Source organism: Paenibacillus kribbensis (assembly GCF_001705305.1).
Lineage (GTDB): Bacteria > Bacillota > Bacilli > Paenibacillales > Paenibacillaceae > Paenibacillus > Paenibacillus kribbensis_B.
Map to the genome: position 1 here is coordinate 171,782 of NZ_MCBP01000007.1, position 19,215 is coordinate 190,996.

Below are 19,215 nucleotides of genomic sequence, written 5' to 3' on the forward strand. Positions count from 1 at the left end.
GGTTGGCATGGGCCTTCAATTAGCATGGAATAATGAACAAAATGATATGGTAATTAGCGAATCCTTGATCTCGCTGCTGAACACCTTATTAGAAGAGGCAGGCAAGGTGGAAGGAGTAACGGACGGTGAGGTGGCTCTCACCTTCGTAAATGATGAGCAAATTCATGAACTGAATAGGGATTATCGGGGAATCGATCGCCCCACCGATGTGTTGTCGTTTGCGATGAAGGAAACACTGGATGAAGAGCTTGAAATCATCTACGAGCCGATTGAAGAAAATTCATTGGAGGATGTACCCGATGTGCTGGGGGATATTATTATCTCTGTGCAGACAGCGCAAGCTCAAAGCGAAGAATATGGACATTCCATTGAGCGTGAAATCGGCTTTTTGTTTGTTCACGGTTTTTTGCATCTGTTAGGCTATGATCATCAGGATGAGGCGAGTGAAACCGAAATGATGGGTAAGCAGGAAGCTGTGCTGTCTCAAGTGGGGTTGACACGGTAATGAGACGTCAGCCTTGGAGAATGACCTTTCGCTATGCAGCAGAAGGGGTGTTCTACGCTCTGCGTACGCAAGTTAATATGCGGATACATGCGGTCGTGGCGCTTCTTGTCATTATAGCTGGCCTATGCCTGCGTATCTCCCGGCTCGACTGGTTGTTTGTCTGTGTAGCAATGGCCCTGGTTATTGTAGCCGAGCTGATTAACACCGCTGTCGAAGCAGCGGTGGATCTCATCTCACCTGATATTCACCCGCTGGCCAAAGCGGCTAAAGACACCGCCGCCGGAGCCGTGCTCCTGGCAGCGGTTTTTGCTGTAATTATTGGCATATTTGTGTTTTACAGTCCTTTGTTGACGTTAATTCGTCAGCTCATGCAATGAAAATAACAAAACAAAAAAATAGGCGCTTAATAGCGCTGGAGGAAACGAAATGGTTAAGAAACACTTTAAGTCAGGTTTTGTCGCGATTGTTGGCAGACCCAATGTAGGAAAATCAACACTGATGAACCATGTTATTGGTCAAAAGATCGCTATTATGTCAGACAAGCCGCAGACCACACGTAACAAAATTCACGGGGTATACACGACAGAGGACACGCAAATTGTATTTTTGGATACACCGGGGATTCACAAGCGCCAGTCTAAATTAGGCGATTACATGAATCAAACTGCCTTTAATGCGTTGGGTGAGGTGGAGGCGGTACTTTTTCTTATTGATGCCGCTGAAGGTTTGGGTGGAGGCGACCGTTTTATTGCGGAACAGCTAAAACAAGTGAAAACGCCAGTTATTTTGGTTTTGAATAAAATTGACCGGATTGAGCCGGAAGCGTTGTTGCCCCTGATTGAGCAATATCGTAAGCTGTATGACTTCGCGGAAATCGTGCCGATCTCGGCCAAAATGGGCAACAATGTAGACCGTCTGTTGGAGCAGTTGCAAAAATACTTGCCAGAAGGTCCACAGTATTACCCGGATGACCAAATTACCGACCACCCGGAGCAGTTTGTCATTGCCGAGCTGGTACGGGAAAAGATTTTGCATATGACGCGCGAGGAAGTACCACATTCTATTGCAGTCATGATTGAAGACATGAAAGTGCAGGACAACGGTGTCGTGCATATTATGGCTGTCATTTTTGTGGAACGTGATTCCCAGAAGGGGATTATCATCGGCAAACAGGGAGCTATGCTCAAAGAGGTAGGGAAACAGGCACGTCAGGACATTCAAAATTTGCTGGGTTCGAAAATTTTCCTGGAGCTGTGGGTTAAGGTCAAAAAAGACTGGCGCAACCAGGAACGCGTCCTTCGTGACCTCGGCTTCCACCGCGATGCCTAAAAAGCATAGCTCGACTCTACGCTCACTTTAGTTCAAGGGTTTATTGAGGCTAAAATTGATATTAAATAAATATGTATAGTTGCTATGAGCATCATAAAAAAAGCCGTCCCGATCCTCGACAAAAGACGTGAAGTAACATGTCTTTTGATCATTCCAAGCGCCGCCGCATGTGCGGCGCTTAACTCTTTGCTCTTTCTAATCTTTTCCTCCAGCGATGAAATAAGGAGCGTTTTTCAAAAGGGTTATGTAACTGCGTGCACGTTGCAGCGGAGCGAAGGATTTGAATCTGAAGAAGCGCCAGCGGTTGCCTTTGCCCCCGAATTTAACCCTTTGTTTGTACATTCAAATAAATTCGGGGGCAACAGCAATCGTAAGATCAAATCATTCGCGGAGCGGCGTCCTAACCCGTATACAGCAGCCTTTTTTAACACAATCCATTTATTTCATCGCATACTTCCCTTCTCTTCGCATCATCCTATCTTTTGAGATGCAGACGTCATTTCCGAAGAAAGGATGAATACGATTGCGAGATTTTTCGTGGAAGTATTTTGCGATGACTGGAGATGTCGGTGCGTATCTGTTATACAGGGAGAGCGCCGTGATTAGGGAGCAAGACACGGATGAAGAGGAGTCGGATGAGCATGAAGAAGCCTGTGAATAGCGCGAGCCACTGGCTTCTTCGCGAATGTTTGGGGGAAGAGGCATGCTTTACAGGGTGGAAGGAATCGTCATCCGCAGCATGGATTACGGTGAGGGGAACAAAATTATTACGCTTTGCACCGAAAGCGGAGGTAAAGCTGGCGTGTTGGTCAGAGGAGCAAAAAAGTCCAAAAGCCGTCATGCCGCTTTGACGCAACCGTTTACGTACGGCGAATTTGTTTATTTTCGAAATACAGGCTTAGGCACGTTGAATGCCGGTGAAATTATCCAATCTCACCATGTATTGCGCGAGGATATCACCAAAGCGGCTTATGCCTCGTATGCCTGTGAGCTGCTCGATCGAGTGCTACAGGATGAAGAAACTGGAACATTCTGGTTTAAACAGCTTAAAGCTTGTCTGGAGGCGTTGGAGAGTGGCAAAGATCCGCTGATCGTCATGAGTATTTATGAATTTAAAATACTGCAGGCGGCCGGTTATGCTCCTCAGCTAGATGCATGTATCTCAAGCGGACAACAATGTGCCGATGAGGATATGTTTGTCAGTCCCAGGCTGGGCGGGGTTTTGTGTCGGAGCTACAAGCATTTTGATCCAGCTGCCTTGAGCGTCACTCCACGTACGTTGAAGTTGCTTCGCTTGTTCGCCAGAATGGATTTAAATCGTCTTGGCAACATTGACGTGAAGGACTCCACCAAGCTGGAGATCAAACATGTCATGCGTCAATTTATGGATATGCAGCTGGAGGTTAAGCTGAAATCACGGAGCTTTTTGGATCAGCTCGACAAGTACGATATGTGAAATGCCCTGATCTCTTGACTGTGTTGCTGAAAACGTGTAATATCCTACTATATCTCCTTTGGGAGCAGATGCATTGAACGAGAAAGTAGCGGGATTATTCTCTAGGATTAGCGAGTTGGGGACGGTGTAAGCCCAGCGAGAATTGCTCGTGAACAAGGCACTCGGGAGCGTCTGAATGGACACGGAAAAGAGGATTACGGTCTGACTGGTGACGTAGGATCGTAATCAAGTAGGGTGGAACCGCGGGAGTGAGCTCTCGTCCCTACGTCTGTACAGGCGTAGAGGCGGGGGCTTTTTACTGTCTCTGGCAAGGCATGTTGAAAATAGACGGCCCTGTACATACGAGTTTTATATAAAGAAATCACCATCATTTGAGGTAATTGGAAAAGGAGTGTATACCATGAATTTTCAGCAGATGATTTTAACGCTGCAACAATTTTGGGCCGAGCAGAATTGTATTATTGTACAGCCGTATGACACGGAAAAAGGAGCAGGCACGATGAATCCGATGACCTATTTACGGTCGATCGGACCTGAGCCGTGGAACGTAGCTTATGTTGAGCCTTCTCGCCGCCCATCAGACGGACGTTATGGCGAGAATCCGAATCGTCTGTACCAGCATCATCAGTTTCAAGTGGTCTTGAAGCCTTCGCCGGACAATATTCAGGAATTGTATCTGGAGAGTCTGAGTCGTTTGGGAATCAACCCTCTGGAGCACGATATTCGTTTTGTTGAAGACAACTGGGAAGCACCAACACTGGGAGCTTGGGGGCTAGGCTGGGAAGTATGGCTGGACGGTATGGAAATTACCCAGTTTACGTATTTCCAGCAAGTAGGCGGCATTGATGCCAGTCCGGTTGCGGTTGAAATTACGTATGGTATGGAGCGTCTGGCTTCTTACATTCAGGACAAGGAAAATGTGTTCGATTTGGAGTGGGTCAATGGAATCACGTACGGTGATGTCTTCCATCAGCCTGAATTCGAGCATTCCAAATATACGTTTGAAGTGTCAGATGTCAAAATGCTTTTCACTCTTTTTAATATGTATGAGGAAGAAGCCAATAAAGCGATGGCGCAGCATCTTGTATTTCCAGCCTATGATTATGTGCTGAAATGCTCTCATGCGTTCAACTTGCTGGATGCACGCGGGGCAATCAGTGTGACGGAACGAACCGGATTTATTATTCGGGTGCGGAATTTGGCGCGTCAGGTGGCTGCGACCTATCTGGAGGAACGCGAGAAGCTGGGCTTCCCGCTGTTGAAGAAAGGAGGTGCGGCACATGTCTAAGGATTTATTGTTTGAAATCGGTTTGGAGGAAGTGCCTGCACGGTTTATCCCGAATGCGATTCAGCAGTTGAAGGAGCGTATGGCAGCGTGGCTTGACAGCTCGCGTATTGCTTATGGCGCTGTAGAGGCTTATGCCACACCTCGCCGTTTGGCGGTGCTGGTCAAGGAAGTAGCAGAGAAACAAGAGGACATCAATGAAGAAGTTAAAGGCCCTTCCCGCAAAATTGCGCTTGATGAAGCCGGCAACTGGAGCAAGGCCGCTCTCGGTTTTGCTCGTAGTCAGGGGGTTGATCCTGAACAGTTTACGTTCAAGGAGCTTGGTGGCGTGGAATATATTTATGCGACCAAGAGCAGCGTGGGTGTACCGACGGCGGAAGTGCTATCTGAAGGGTTGCTGCACATTTTACATGCGATGACATTCCCTAAATTCATGCGTTGGGCGAGCTATGACTTCAAGTTTGTTCGTCCGATCCGCTGGTTGATTGCCTTGTTTGGCAGCGATATTATCAACCTGGAAATTGCCGGAGTACAGTCAGGAAATGTGACGAGAGGCCATCGTTTCCTTGGACAGGACGCTGTTGTAGAGCGCCCGGCTGACTATGTTGAAGTGCTTCGCAAGCAGCATGTCATTGTAGACATTGAGGAACGTCAAGCGCTTATCGTGAAGCAGATTGAAGCGTTGGCAGCCGAAAAAGACTGGACGATTGCAATAAAGGATGATCTGTTGGAGGAAGTATTGTATTTGGTCGAAACACCAACGGTGCTGTTTGGAGGCTTTGATCCATCCTTCTTGAATATTCCGAAGGATGTACTGATTACTTCCATGCGTGAGCATCAGCGTTACTTCCCTGTGTTGGACCGCGCCGGAGAGCTGCTGCCATACTTTGTTACAGTACGTAACGGTGGCAGTCAATCGCTGGAAGTCATTGCTAAAGGGAATGAAAAAGTATTGCGTGCGCGGCTGTCCGATGCCAAATTCTTTTATGAAGAAGATCAGAAGCTGGAAATTAAGGATGCACTCTCCAAGCTGGAAAGTATTGTTTTCCACGAAGAGCTGGGAACGGTTGGGGACAAGGTACGACGGATTCGGCGCATTGCTGATGCTCTGGCAGAGAAGCTTCGTGTTTCCCCAGATACACAGGAATCGGTTAGCCGGGCAGCGGATATTTGTAAATTCGACCTGGTAACACAAATGGTATATGAGTTCCCGGAACTGCAAGGTGTTATGGGTGAGGATTACGCCCGTAAGGCTGGAGAAAAGGAAGAAGTGGCGAGAGCTGTGTTTGAGCATTATCAGCCTCGTTTCGCCGGAGAAACGGTTCCTTCTACGAACGCTGGAGCTATTGTGAGTATCGCTGATAAAATAGATACGATCACAGGCTGCTTTTCAATCGGTATTATTCCGACAGGCTCGCAGGACCCTTATGCACTTCGCCGTCAGGCCGCAGGGATCGTCCAGATCTTGCTGGATCGCAAGCTTTCCGCTACGTTATCTGATGTGTTCAATATCGCGATTGACGTGCACGGAAATCTTGGAAATATGAAACGCTCCGCCGATGAAATACGTAAAGAATTACATGAATTTTTCGGATTGCGCGTGAAAAAATTATTGTCCGAGACTCTTCGTTATGACGTCGTGGACGCTGTGCTTGCAGCCGGATTTGATGATGTTGCTTCTGTTGTCAATCGCGGAGCTGCGTTGATGGCTGCGGTACAAACAGGTGATCGTTTCAAGTCAACGGTTGAGTCCTTTAACCGGGTGAGTAATTTGGCTACCAAAGCGGTTCATAAGTCAGTGAATACCGGTGAGTTTACGGAACAGGGTGAAAAAGCGCTTTATGAAGCATGGTATGGCGCTTACGAATCATATAGTGCAGCCTTACAGGAAGGTGATGCGACACAAGCGTTGGCGCTTGCTTCATCCATTACTCCTGCGGTGACGGCGTTCTTTGATTCCGTTATGGTTATGGCTGAAGATGATGCTGTTCGTAATAATCGTTTGGCTTTGCTGGCTGCTATTGACTCAGAACTGAAGCGTTTTGCTGATTTTTCTAAACTTGTAGGCTAAACGACAGTCGTCATGGTATGAACAACTTGAAGAAATGGGTATAAATATACGGAACGGTGTAAGAGTGATCTTGCACCCGTTCCGTATTTTACTCGAATTCGCATGGAGATGGGGGATGCTGGTGGAGATATCCGAAAATTTATTGGGTGTCCGGATCGTTGTTGACGGGGATGCTTGTCCCGTTAAAAGCGAAATTGCAGAAACGGCTTCCCGTTTTCATGTTCAGGTTATTATGGTATCCTCGTATGATCATCTCATCCAGGGCAGCGAGGGCGTGACTGTTGTTAAAGTGGACCGGAGCGACCAAAGTGCCGATCTCTATATTGCTAATCATATCCGACGAGGAGATATTGTAACTACCAATGATTACGGTCTTGCTGCCCTTGCCTTGGCTAAAGGCTGTGAAGTGATGTCTTTTCGCGGAGCTAGGTATCGAAACGATTCGATAGATTTTATGCTTGATCGCCGTCATACTTCTGCCAAAGAACGGAAAAAGGGACGCTATGGAAAAGGTCCTAAACCGTTTACATTAGAGGATCGCGAAGTTTTTCAACATAAACTGACAAAACTTTTACTCTACTTGCAGGAATAATGAGTAACGGTATCGAATTATATTTACGTGCTAAAGAGATGAAGGTGGTTAACATGAGTGCCGGACAAGGTAATATACCGGATGATATCATTGAGGCGGTTTTACAGCATCATGATATTGTAGATACGGTAAGCAAGTACGTGCATTTGACCAAGCAGGGGAAATATATGAAAGGCCTCTGTCCTTTTCATTCCGAAAAAACCCCTTCATTCACCGTGACACCGGATCGCCAGATTTTTTACTGCTACGGCTGCGGCGCGGGAGGCAATGCCATCAAATTTATGATGGAAATCGAAGGATTATCCTTTCCCGAAGCTGTCAGGACAATGGCGGAAGAAAGTCATATCCCTCTCGGCGAATGGCAGGGACGTGAGTCATCGCATCAGCACCCTGAGTTGGACAGGCTGCTGCAAGCGTATGAACTAACTTCTAAGATGTACCACTTTTTGCTTAAAAATACGGAGCACGGCAAACCAGCTATGGAATATTTGCGTTCACGGGGGTTTAGTGACAAGATTATTGATCAATTCCAAATTGGCTATGCACCGAACCGATGGGATACGATTGTTCAGTTTTTGGAGAAACGTTCCTTTGATCCTGTAGAGATGGAAAAGGGGGGACTTATTTCTCCCCGACATGAGGGTGATGGGTATGTGGATCGATTCAGGGATCGTATTATGTTCCCCATCTGGAATAGAAATGGAAAAGTTATTGCCTTTGCAGGCCGTATTCTTGGCGAGGGACAGCCAAAGTATTTGAATTCACCGGAAACGAAACTGTTCAACAAGAGCCGAACGCTGTACAATCTTCATCATGCTAAAACCTCCATTCGCAAGCTTCGCCAGAGCGTTCTTTTTGAAGGCTATGGTGATGTCATCTCGGCATGGGAAGCGGGTGTACAGAATGGGGTGGCCGCTATGGGAACAGCCCTGACAGAGCATCATGCTACGATGTTAAAAGGACTGTGCGACGAGGTTATTATTTGTTATGATGGTGACCGGGCAGGACAAGCTGCTGCGCTTAAAAATTTTCCACTGTTGGAAAATGCGGGACTTCACGTTAAGGTAGCATTGGTCAGTGATGGTATGGACCCGGATGATTTTATTCGGCAATACGGCGGCGAGCGCTTTCAGCGTCAAATTATCGAAAGTGCTGTTTCAACGGTGAAATTTAAGCTTATATATCTGAAAAAAAACCATATACTGCAAGAGGAAGAAGGAAGAATCGCGTATTCCCGCGAAGCATTAAATGTCATTGCACCTCTGTCATCCCCGACTGAGCGGGAAGTGTATTTGCGCGAAGTATCAGCCGAAGTTAAGGTGGATTTTGAAACCTTAAAGCAAGAATGCAATATACTCCGCCAGTCCCTGCAAAAAAAACAGGACTTTGGGGATAATAACGAAAATGGGTGGAATAATGGTAGGCATAAAAAAGGGCAGGTCTCCACACCTAATTTACTGCCGGCTTACCATGTGGCGGAACGCAGATTGCTTCACTGGATGATGCAGGATTTAGAAGCTGCAGAGTATGTTGAAAAGCATTTGGGGGACGCCTTTAATATTGAGGATCATGCAGCGATTGCTGCTTATCTATACGCCTATTACGCACAAGGAAAGTTACCGGATACAAGCCGCTTTATTTCATCTTTGCAAGATGACCGTCTGGAGAAAAACGTAAGTTCGATCATGATGATGGATGCTCCGGGCGTATGGGCACCGCACATTTTGGACGATTATATTCATCAGGTGCGAAAATTTCCATTGCAGGAGCAACTGGATCTGAAGAGGGAAGAGATGAGAGCCGCTGAGCGCGTAGGTGACTTTTTGCGTGCAGCACAAATTGCAAGTGAGATTATAGCCCTAGAGAGACAATGAACACACAGAGGTCGGATGTTTCTAGGGAGGAGGGAGTCGAAAGATGGCGAATGATCAGCATACTGAACTGGAGACGGAACTGACACTGGATCAGGTCAAAGATCAATTGATTGAGTTGGGTAAAAAAAGTTCCTCTCTGAACTACAAAGATATCATGGAAAAACTATCGCCGTTTGATCAGGACCCCGAGCAAATGGATGAGTTCTATGAGCAGCTGGGTGACTTGGGGATTGAGGTTGTGAATGACAACGACGAAGAAGTTACCAGATTGCGTCAAAATGATGACCCGGAAAACAATGACGGGGATGATTTTAACTTCGATGACGATCTGAGCCTGCCTCCCGGTATTAAAATCAATGATCCGGTCCGGATGTACTTGAAGGAAATCGGTCGTGTACCGCTACTTTCAGCTGATGATGAGGTAGAACTCGCCAAACGGATCAATAACGGTGATGAAGAAGCTAAGCGTCGGCTGGCAGAAGCAAACTTGCGGCTGGTTGTAAGTATTGCAAAACGTTATGTTGGTCGCGGAATGCTTTTCCTGGATCTGATTCAAGAAGGTAATATGGGCCTGATTAAGGCAGTAGAGAAATTCGATTACGAAAAAGGATTTAAATTCAGTACGTATGCAACCTGGTGGATTCGTCAGGCCATTACGCGCGCTATAGCCGATCAGGCCAGAACGATTCGTATCCCGGTGCATATGGTGGAAACAATCAACAAGTTGATTCGTGTATCGCGTCAACTGCTGCAAGAGCTGGGGCGTGAACCTACGCCGGAGGAAGTGGCTGCCGAGATGGAGCTAAGCGTGGAAAAAGTACGGGAGATTATGAAAATTGCCCAGGAACCTGTTTCATTGGAAACGCCAATCGGTGAAGAGGATGACTCTCATTTGGGGGATTTCATTGAGGATCAGGAAGCGCTGGCGCCTGCGGATGCAGCTGCCTATGAACTTCTGAAGGAACAGCTTGAGGATGTACTGGATACGTTGACTGAACGGGAGGAGAATGTGTTGCGTCTCCGCTTTGGTTTGGACGACGGAAGAACCAGAACTCTTGAAGAGGTGGGTAAAGTATTCGGTGTTACACGTGAACGCATTCGTCAGATTGAGGCCAAAGCGCTGCGCAAGCTGCGCCATCCAAGCCGCAGTAAGCGACTGAAGGATTTCCTCGAATAGAAGCGGTACATTGCGGACCTTCTGCGGCTTGAAGCGCGCAGGGGGTCTTTTTTTATCTCATGGCAGCCATGGTGGAGGGGAGAAGCTTGGACCAGGAGAAGAAACGGGCAATACTGTTACATGAAATTGAGCATTGGCGGCGAAGTCGGTTGCTACCTGAGCAATATTGCGATTTTTTGTCCAACCTGTATCGAGAGGATGGAGATCCGCCACAGAGTCAAAATCGTAACAACACCGGGCTGCTTACATATCTTAGACACGGGCATGGATTCGCCTGGATTCTTGGTTTTGTCATTATTTCCTGCATTTGTTTGATTGGTTTTTATTTTACCGCTTTTCCGTTGGCAATGCAAATATTCTCGGCATGTGTAATCACCGCGATTTGTTATGGGTTGGCCGCAATTTGGCGTTCTTCTGAAAAGAGTATGAGTGCCATGCTGAGCACCCTCGGTAGTGCGGTTATGCTTGGTTCGGGTGTATGGATTATTCAGCTTCATCAGGGTGAAGCTAAGGATTGGCTTCTAGTGCTTGTGGCCCTATGTGGCCTGGTATGGTGTCTGGTGGGAATAACCTTGCGTATTAGTCTGCTGCATTACTGTGGCCTTGTTGGGCTGATTTTAGTGTATGCAGTGCTTATGGGCGGCTATTGGCCTACGGCTACTCTTATGATGCTTGAGGTATTTTGGATTTTGCACACTGTACTGCTGGTGGGTTTAAGCTGGTGGGTACACCGCCGTTTCCCGCGTCTGGCCTTGGTCTATTTTGCTATTGGAATGACACTGGCTTTTATGGCTGAAGCAGACATGATCATCCTGCGCCATCAAGCGGCTGGGAATATGGTGTTTTACAGCATACTGAAGCTGGCTATTGTTATAGGTATTTTATTTTGGACTCGAAAAAAATGGATTACGTGGGTGACGTCATGAAACTTTCGCAACGATTACAATATATTATGGAACAAATTCCTGCCGGGAGCAGACTTGCAGATATTGGTTCGGATCACGGGCTACTGCCTGTAGCTGCGGTGCGTAGTGGCAGAGTGCCGCAGGCTGTTGCGGGCGAGGTCAACGATGGCCCGTTGCGTGCAGCGCAAAAGCAGGTGGCTGAAGCAGGCCTTGCTGATCGCATTACGGTTAGAAAGGGAGACGGCTTGGCTGTGATTAAGGCCCATGAGGTCGATGTTATTACGATAGCCGGCATGGGCGGTGCCTTGATCGCTTCGATATTGGACCAAGGGAAAGACAAGCTTGCTTCAGTGAAGCAGCTTGTTTTACAACCCAACGTAGGCGAGGATCTTTTACGTCGCTGGTTGATTGAGCATCAGTGGGTATTAACAGGCGAGCATATCATGGAAGAGGACGGGAAAATATACGAAGTTCTAACGGCAACACCTGCTTCAGAAAGCCCGTTGAAACAGGACGAGCTGTATCGGCCATGGGAGCTTCCCGGCAGCTCATTGGTACTGACTCGGGATTGGCTGATGCAGCTTGGACCGTTATTGGTCAAAAAGCCGAATGAAGTCTTTTTCAGGAAATGGCAGCTGGAAATTCGGAAGCTTCAGGATGTACTGGCACAAGTATCGCGGTCTGAGCAGGAATCTGCGCAGCATAAGCAGGAGCAATTGCGTAAACAAATTGAACAACTGGAGGAGGTACTTGCATGTTTGCCAAAGGACAAACCGTAATTAGCTATATGGAGCAGCTGGCACCCAAATATTTGGCAGTCCCGGACGACAGAATCGGGCTTCAGCTTGGCAGCCTGCAGAAGGAAATCAAGAACATATTGATCGCTCTGGATGTCAATGATGAGGTTGTCGAAGAGGCGATCCGCGTAAAGGCTGACCTCATTATTGCCCATCATGCGATTATATTCCGCCCACTTAAAGCTTTGAACACGGATCAGCCTGCGGGCAGATTGTATGAGAAGCTGATCAAAAATGATATTGCTGTCTATATCAGTCATACGAATCTGGATACGGCAGAGGATGGCATGAATGACTGGATGGCAGAAGCATTGGGGATGCAAAGTGAAGGCTCGCTGGAGGATGTTCACACGGAGCAACTGTTCAAGCTGGTTGTTTTTGTACCCAAAACACATCATCAAAAGGTATTGGATGCCGTGCTGGGTGCGGGAGCCGGACATATCGGCAACTATAGTCATTGCAGCTTTAATATTGATGGCTATGGAACTTTCGTACCTGGTGAAGGCACACAGCCATTTTTGGGCGAGCCGGGTAAAATGGAACGTAGTGAAGAGGTCCGTATTGAGACCGTTGTACCGCAGGGTGTATGCAATAAAGTCGTGCAAGCAATGTTAAAGGCCCATCCTTATGAAGAGGTGGCTTATGACCTGTACCATATGGATTTGCAGGGCCGAACTTTCGGTTTGGGACGGGTAGGCAAGCTCAAGGAAGCCCGCACCTTACGCGAGTTTGTAAATGACGTGAAAAAAGGCCTCAACGTCGAGCACGTACGCGTGGTGGGAGACTTGAACCGAACGATCAAAAAAGCAGCTGTGCTGGGAGGCTCGGGTAGCCGATATGTGAACAAGTCGCTTTTTAAAGGTGCTGACGTATTAGTCACGGGGGATATCGACTATCACACGGCACAGGATGCCCTGATGGCGGGCATCGCCATCATTGACCCTGGACATAATGCTGAAAAGATTATGAAGCCTAAAACGGCAGAATGGATGCGCAAACGGTTGGAAGAAGGCCGATATTCGACAGAAGTACATGTGTCACAGGTAAATACTGAACCCTTTCAATTTTTGTAAAACCTCGATGCTATGAAAATTAAAAGGAATTTTTCTGTTTTACAATAATTTCAGGTTGTATCGTGCGTACGTTCCCTGTATACTATGTAATGTTGTTCGGAAAGTTTGACAGACAATCGCTGGCGGCGTGAGCCGCGAGAGGAAAGTCCGGGCTCCATAGGGCAGGATGCTGGATAACGTCCAGTCAGCGCGAGTTGAAGGATAGTGCCACAGAAATGGACCGCCGATGGCCGCTTGCGGCACAGGCAAGGATGGAACCGAGGTGTAAGAGACCCCGAGGAACGCTGGTGACTTCGTTCCTGGTAAACCCCATCTGGAGCAAGACCTAATGGGACACAGCTTCTTCGCGAAGCAGCCTTAGCCCGAGGCGTGTCTAGGTTGGTCGCTGGAGCCGGATAGCAATATTCGGCCTAGATAGATGATTGTCGCTTGTAGTGGGAGGGTAGTTCCCGTCTGTACCACGATAGCACAGAACCCGGCTTACGGAAAACTTTCCTAACTGCAACACTTTAAAATGCATGAATTTAACTTTGTAAATAACCTGTTTGCATAAAAAACTTTTAATCCAAATGTGTTTATTAAAAAAGGGTGAGTCATGTTCCTGTTGGAAACATAACTCACCCTTTTTGCATACCGATTTACGCAGCAAGAGTGCATTTTTATAGTATTAAATTTATTTTGTTTGTTCTTTGCCAAACAGAATAAAGCCCCGATAATCATGCGGGGCTTTTTCCGTTTTTCCATCTACTCATTCCCTCTACCGTAAAAAACGTGCGGGGATGGGGCACGCAGTTAGCGTAGCGGAGCATTTGAATCTGGAGAAGCGAAGCGTTCGCCTTTGCCCCCGGATTCCGACCTTTGTCGGAACTTATATAATTAGGAATCCGGGGGCAACAGCGATCGCAAGATCAAATGATTCGCGAAGCGGCCTCACGTACGTGCACTGCCAAAATTCATCAGCGCACGCTTTTTTCCAATCTTTCCTCTGTATACATTTTCAATGCCCGGTCCAAACGATCAACCGCTTCAGGAAGCAGCGAAGGATCGGTATGCGTAAAGTTGATCCGCATATGGTTGCTACCGCTCAGATCAGCATAAAATACTTGTCCTGGCACAAATGCGACGCCTTCTTGAATAGCCAGTTCCAGCAAGCGATCGGAACGGAAGCCTTCGGGTAAAGTGACCCACATAAACATGCCGCCTAGTGCATCATTCCACGTAATGCCTTCCCATTGGGGCTCTTTCATCAGTGTTGTCAGGCGTAGCATACGAGAGTGATATTCGTTGGATACGGTACGAATATGTCCGTCCAAATCAAAAAAGTCCAAAAGCTCATTTAAAGCACGTTGATCGATACTGCTGGAGTGCAAATCAGCAGATTGTTTGGCTTTTGCAACTTTATCCACAATTGCTTGGTCGGCAATCAGCCATCCAGAACGAACACCAGGAGCAACGGTTTTGGAGAACGTAGAGGTATACATGACATGACCGTCTCCACCTTGCTGCTGGTCAATGGAGAAAAGGGATGGAAAGTTAAGGTTTTCGTCAAATTTGAGACGCCCGTAAGGATCATCCTCAAAAATCAAAGTTCCGTATTTACGGCATAGCTCAACAACGCCTGTTCTGCGTTCCATGCTCCATACATTCCCCGATGGGTTGGAAAAGGTTGGAATGACATACACGAACTTAGGCTGATGTTCCTTGAGCTTGGCTTCAAGATCATCTAATTGCATACCATTGGAGTCTGTATTTACACTTACAATGTTGGCGCCATAGGACTTAAACACCTGAAGAGCTGCCAAATAAGTAGGGGATTCCACCAATACAGTATCCTGCGGATCAAGCAGCACGCGCGAAACCAGATCGATCGTCTGCTGTGAGCCCGTCGTCATAATAATGTTATCTCTGGTGACGGAGATGCCTTGGGATGCCATCATGGTTGTAAGACGTTCCCGTAGAGGAATATATCCCTCGGTTAGACCGTATTGAAGCGCGGTAGTACCGCCGAGACGAAATACCCGTTCATAGGCTTGAGCAACAGCTTCGACGGGAAAAAAGGCATCGGCCGGAAGGCCACCTGCCAGGGATAACACTTCTGTTCCCTGTGTCAGCTTCAAAATGTCCCTAACGATGGACGAGCCCTGAGTACGAGCCATACCCGAAAATTTGTATTCCAATCCAATCATCTCCTGTGTTCTATACTGTACTATGAAATTTGTTGTATTATAACGATAATGAAGTATAACAGTAAACGTCTGAATATAACAGTTGATTTTTGGAGGGGACGGTTCCGATGCATATTGATCTCAGCCGCAATAGCAGCGTCAAATTATATTTACAGATTGCCAAAACCTTGGCGGATCGCATCCAGTCCGGACTGCTGCCTCAGGGTACAAAGCTTCCCTCAGTCCGTCATTTGTCCAGTCTGCTTGCTGTAAGTCCCGTAACTGTAAGCAAAGCGTATACAGAGCTGGAGTCGAATAATCTGATTACATGTACGCAGGGAAAAGGATGCTATGTAGCGGAGCCTTCTGTACCTGTGCCACGTGAGGGGACGCTGGATTTGTCATGGCAAATGTCGCTGATCGATTATTTGCCGCGGGCACAGTTATGGAGAAACTTCAACCATAGCCGGCAGGTCCCCTATTCTTTTCATATCGCAGCCATTCAGCCGGAGCTTCTTCCTACACGTGAAATTATTGCAGATACCCGGCGTTTATCCTCTGAAAATCCTGACGCAATGGCTGTTTACGGTACGTTTGAAGGAGATTTGGCATTGAGGGAAGTGTTTGCAGCTCACATGAACGAACGTGGCATACGGACGGTAGCAGAACAGCTACTCGTGACCAGCGGTGCCCAGCAGGGGATTGACCTGGTGGCGCGTACGTTTGTTGGCTCTGGCGATGTTGTCTACATGGAGGCTCCTACATATACTGGGGCCATTGATGTGTTTACCAGTCGAGGAGCCAAAGTCATTATGATTCCGATGGATGAGCAGGGTATGCGGATCGATATCCTGACGCGTCTTTGTGATACTCATCCGCCCAAGCTGATCTATACGATTCCCACCTTCCATAATCCTACCGGAGTGACTTTAACGACGGCCAGACGCACGCAATTGCTGGATTTAGCTCAAAGCTATCATTGTCTGATTGTTGAAGATGATCCATTTTCTGAACTATATTATAAAGCGAAGCCGCCACTTTCCATCAAGGCGCATGATCAGTCCGGACATGTGGTATATATCAAAAGCTTCAGCAAAATTGTCGCCCCCGGCTGTCGTATAGCATGTGTAGCGGCTACTGGCAGTGTATTGGATCGTTTGGTGGCCGCCAAGTCAACTGCGGATTTGGGGAGTCCTTTATTAACGCAAAAAGCACTGTTGCCTTTCATCAGTCACCGGCTTGAGCAGCATCTCGTCTGGTTGCGGGATCAAATGCGGGATCGCCTGACAGCGGCATTGCATACACTCCAGCGTTATGCTCCCCCAGAGGTTACTTGGTATACTCCCGAAGGTGGCCTCAATTTGTGGATTAAGCTTCCGTCTGTTGTCGATATCCCGGAATTGGGGCGATTGGCTGATCGAGAAGGTATTTCCTTTTTACCAGGTGCGGTGTGCTATGCAGGTGGTATGGACAGTAATCATATCCGTATTTCCTTTTCGTATGCGGACAAGGAAACACTTAAAATAGGTCTGCGCAAGTTGTGTCGTTTGTTGGGCGAACAGCTTGATCATTCGGTCATTGTGGAGAGAAAGCCTATTTTATAGAGGGTATTTGTATTTGGGGGTAAACATCCAAGCACAGGGCATTCCTTCTTAATATGCTGTACTAATTCACCGAAAGGAGTTGCACATTATGAGTCACTGCTCTTACGACCCGATCGTGTGCCCGCCGATCCAATTTGTAAATCATCAATTTTTCCCACAAGTCGTGCCTGTGGTTCATCCGATTGAAATTGTTAATCAGACGCACATTGTACCTGTACCTCACCACGTATTTCCGGTGAGTATAAAGGATCCTGGAGATCCATGCTGTCATACTCGCAGTCATGGCAAGCGTCCTGTCCGCAGCAGCTCCAAGCGTTAAGGAAGTCTAAAAAAAAGCAGCCATGGCGTTATGAACTGCACTCCAATTGTTATTAATGTCTAACAATAGGGGTGCAGTTCATGCACATATGGCTGCTTTTTGACTAAAAGGAATTGTTACATTTCCAGCTTCTTTAAAATGGATTTTAATTTGTCGCTCAGATGCTGTGGATACAATTGTAAAGGAACATATGGGCGTTGTGCTGCTTTTAACGCCTTGTACACATCGATTTGTCCATATCCGAAATATTTGTCATGTCCTGGTGCACCCAGATCAATGACGCTGCTTCTCATTAAATCCATAACCTCTTTATTGGTTAGATCGGGGTTGATCGACCGAATCAGGGCAGCGAGTGCTGACACATGCGGACTGGCCATCGAAGTGCCCGACAAAGCAGCATATTGATTCCCTGGATACGTGCTGGCTATGCTTGCACCTGGAGCCATGACGTCCACATAATCCCCATAGTTGGAAAAAGAGGCACGGTGCATGGAAGAATCTGTAGCCGAAACGGCAAACACTTCGGGGTACGCTGCCGGATAGCCAGGCCGTTCCGTATTATCATTGCCCGTGGCTGCAACTAATACAACATCTTTGTCATAGGCATATTTGATCGCATCATGCAAAAATGAAGCTTGCGCGTAATTACCCAGACTCAAATTAATAACCTTGGCTCCGTGATCAGCTGCCCATATAATACCTTCTGCAACCGAGTATGTCGTACCGGAGCCGGATTGGTCGAGTACCTTGACTGGCATAACCTTGTTATACCACGTCATGCCGGCGACACCCTCGCCATTATTCACGAGTGCAGAAATAATTCCGGCGACATGCGTTCCGTGACCAACGTCATCATAAGGTTTTTCAGACGGTTTGACGACGTTATGTCCCGAAAGAATTTGCCCCTTTAGATCGGGATGATCCAGATCCACTCCTGTGTCCACGACGGCAACAACTACATTCTTGCTGCCTTTGCTTAATCCCCAACCCCGGTTGGTTTCGGTGGCAGGAAGATTCCATTGATATCGAGAAAAGAGTAAATCATTGGGGATATTTCCATCTGATTTAAATATTTTCTTTTCATTGGTTAGATACATATAGTGAGGTTCTGTATAAAGGGGATTCCATTTTTTCGAAAAATATTGACTTAACTCCTTGTAGCTCATGTTGTCGGAATGAAACACATAGGTGTAACCCAGCTTGCGACCAGGCTCACAGTGTAAATCTTTTGCGATTTGGCGCAGCTGCTGTTGATCGGGATTGTGACGGAAGCGAACGACGATTTCATTTTCAAAATAATGGCTCGCATTTTCGTTGTCGTGACCGGTCTTGACTGTAATATCGTGCAGGGTGTCAGGATGTACGGATTCGACCTTGTAGCTGCCTTCCTTGGGGTAGGGAATCAAACGCAGATTTTTGCGCTGATGCTTCTCCACGTCACGCAATACTTGCTGGCTGACCAGGGCGGCAACGCCATAGGTTCCGTCAGTCGATGGTTCTGCCATGACAAAATATTTACCGCCATCTACCTGAAAAGCAGCGGATTCGTAGGATTTATTTTGCATGACGGAACGGCGAGCCACAGTCATGCTGCTTTTGATTTGAGGATCATTCAGCAGACGGGGTTGTACTTTGCTGCCTGTATAGGTGCTACTTTTCCCGTCACGCGTATGAATCCACTGTAACGTATGAAGATGGTTGTGCGATTGCTGCAGCTTGCGGATAAATTGTTTTTTCTGATCGGTGGTTTTGCCGTGAAGCTCCCGCATGACGTATTGAATATCCTGCCTGGCATCCGTGCGAGTGAGTGAATCTGTAGCGGACACGTCCAAAGCCAGTATTCCCTTTTTAAGTTGCTTTTCTTGCTGTGGTACCATCTTGGCCGTATACTCGGGTTGCGGTGTGTGGCGGTGATCACGGGAAGGCAGCATTAGTGTGATAAGAAGCACCCCGGCAGCTGCACCGAGCAGGGGTTTTAACCATTTTTGCCGAGACATGGGACCATCCTCCTTGAGTGTTTATAAATTTATGGTTTAGCGTGAGGAGGTTGGCATGTTTTTATA

Annotated in this window: 18 protein-coding genes and 1 other RNA gene; 17 read left to right on the forward strand and 2 right to left on the reverse strand. The window is 47.3% G+C overall.

The genetic code is table 11. The features are described 5' to 3' along the window. The first annotated feature begins 7 nt into the window (after nt 1-7). The 15 genes from ybeY (at nt 8) to rnpB (ending at nt 13,562) form a co-directional block, all read left to right on the forward strand. Nucleotides 8-505, forward strand: a complete 498-nt coding sequence (ybeY, locus tag BAZ21_RS14795) for an rRNA maturation RNase YbeY (RefSeq protein WP_068502054.1) — start codon at nt 8-10, stop codon at nt 503-505. Next, nucleotides 505-882: a diacylglycerol kinase family protein gene (locus BAZ21_RS14800; RefSeq protein ID WP_068502056.1), complete on the forward strand. Its 378-nt coding sequence runs from the start codon at nt 505-507 to the stop codon at nt 880-882. The genes ybeY and BAZ21_RS14800 overlap by 1 nt, the downstream gene beginning before the upstream one ends. Before the next feature lie 49 nt (nt 883-931). Beyond that, entirely contained in the window at nt 932-1,834 is a 903-nt protein-coding gene (gene era, locus BAZ21_RS14805) for a GTPase Era (RefSeq protein ID WP_068502059.1), read from the forward strand. Nucleotides 1,835-1,918: 84 nt separating this feature from the next. Continuing rightward, complete coding sequence (locus BAZ21_RS28555) at nt 1,919-2,320, forward strand: hypothetical protein (RefSeq protein ID WP_141694981.1); 402 nt, start codon at nt 1,919-1,921, stop codon at nt 2,318-2,320. A 37-nt stretch (nt 2,321-2,357) separates the two neighbouring features. Continuing rightward, entirely contained in the window at nt 2,358-2,495 is a 138-nt protein-coding gene (locus tag BAZ21_RS27975; RefSeq protein ID WP_084011664.1) for a YqzL family protein, read from the forward strand. A gap of 42 nt (nt 2,496-2,537) precedes the next feature. After that, nucleotides 2,538-3,290 (forward strand): DNA repair protein RecO, encoded by a 753-nt coding sequence (gene recO / locus BAZ21_RS14815; protein ID WP_068502065.1) that lies wholly within the window; start codon nt 2,538-2,540, stop codon nt 3,288-3,290. A gap of 400 nt (nt 3,291-3,690) precedes the next feature. Next, nucleotides 3,691-4,578 carry a glycine--tRNA ligase subunit alpha gene (gene glyQ, locus BAZ21_RS14820; protein ID WP_068502067.1) on the forward strand — a complete coding sequence of 296 codons (888 nt, stop codon included), beginning with the start codon at nt 3,691-3,693 and terminating at the stop codon, nt 4,576-4,578. Beyond that, nucleotides 4,571-6,646, forward strand: a complete 2,076-nt coding sequence (gene glyS, locus BAZ21_RS14825; RefSeq protein WP_068502071.1) for a glycine--tRNA ligase subunit beta — start codon at nt 4,571-4,573, stop codon at nt 6,644-6,646. The genes glyQ and glyS overlap by 8 nt, the downstream gene beginning before the upstream one ends. Nucleotides 6,647-6,761: 115 nt before the next feature. Next, nucleotides 6,762-7,238, forward strand: a complete 477-nt coding sequence (locus BAZ21_RS14830; RefSeq protein ID WP_068502074.1) for a YaiI/YqxD family protein — start codon at nt 6,762-6,764, stop codon at nt 7,236-7,238. Beyond that, nucleotides 7,238-9,112, forward strand: a complete 1,875-nt coding sequence (dnaG, locus tag BAZ21_RS14835; RefSeq protein ID WP_176718153.1) for a DNA primase — start codon at nt 7,238-7,240, stop codon at nt 9,110-9,112. Before BAZ21_RS14830 ends, dnaG begins: the two co-directional genes overlap by 1 nt. A 43-nt stretch (nt 9,113-9,155) precedes the next feature. After that, on the forward strand, nt 9,156-10,289 hold the full coding sequence (gene rpoD, locus BAZ21_RS14840; RefSeq protein WP_007431230.1) for an RNA polymerase sigma factor RpoD: 1,134 nt from the start codon (nt 9,156-9,158) through the stop codon (nt 10,287-10,289). Between the two features lie 86 nt (nt 10,290-10,375). Further along, on the forward strand, nt 10,376-11,215 hold the full coding sequence (locus BAZ21_RS14845) for a hypothetical protein (protein WP_068502345.1): 840 nt from the start codon (nt 10,376-10,378) through the stop codon (nt 11,213-11,215). After that, a complete protein-coding gene (locus BAZ21_RS14850) occupies nt 11,212-11,973 on the forward strand; it encodes a tRNA (adenine(22)-N(1))-methyltransferase (RefSeq protein WP_068502077.1) in 762 nt (253 codons plus the stop codon). The genes BAZ21_RS14845 and BAZ21_RS14850 overlap by 4 nt, the downstream gene beginning before the upstream one ends. Next, nucleotides 11,949-13,064: a Nif3-like dinuclear metal center hexameric protein gene (locus BAZ21_RS14855; RefSeq protein ID WP_068502080.1), complete on the forward strand. Its 1,116-nt coding sequence runs from the start codon at nt 11,949-11,951 to the stop codon at nt 13,062-13,064. The genes BAZ21_RS14850 and BAZ21_RS14855 overlap by 25 nt, the downstream gene beginning before the upstream one ends. A 100-nt stretch (nt 13,065-13,164) precedes the next feature. Continuing rightward, an RNA gene (rnpB, locus tag BAZ21_RS14860) (RNase P RNA component class A) lies at nt 13,165-13,562 on the forward strand. A gap of 458 nt (nt 13,563-14,020) precedes the next feature. Here the strand turns inward: rnpB and BAZ21_RS14865 are convergent. Beyond that, the gene (locus BAZ21_RS14865; protein ID WP_068502082.1) at nt 14,021-15,241 is read right to left on the reverse strand and encodes an aminotransferase-like domain-containing protein; all 1,221 of its coding nucleotides are present in this window, start codon (nt 15,239-15,241) and stop codon (nt 14,021-14,023) included. Between the two features lie 116 nt (nt 15,242-15,357). Between BAZ21_RS14865 and pdxR the strand changes: the two genes are divergently transcribed. Together pdxR and BAZ21_RS14875 are read left to right on the forward strand one after the other, a co-directional pair. After that, nucleotides 15,358-16,833, forward strand: coding sequence for a MocR-like pyridoxine biosynthesis transcription factor PdxR (gene pdxR / locus BAZ21_RS14870; protein WP_068502085.1), 1,476 nt, complete (start codon nt 15,358-15,360; stop codon nt 16,831-16,833). Nucleotides 16,834-16,921: 88 nt separating this feature from the next. Beyond that, nucleotides 16,922-17,152 (forward strand): hypothetical protein, encoded by a 231-nt coding sequence (locus BAZ21_RS14875; protein WP_068502089.1) that lies wholly within the window; start codon nt 16,922-16,924, stop codon nt 17,150-17,152. A gap of 116 nt (nt 17,153-17,268) precedes the next feature. Here the strand turns inward: BAZ21_RS14875 and BAZ21_RS14880 are convergent, their stop codons facing one another. Next, nucleotides 17,269-19,149, reverse strand: a complete 1,881-nt coding sequence (locus tag BAZ21_RS14880; RefSeq protein ID WP_068502091.1) for a S8 family peptidase — start codon at nt 19,147-19,149, stop codon at nt 17,269-17,271. Between the last annotated feature and the right edge of the window lie 66 nt (nt 19,150-19,215).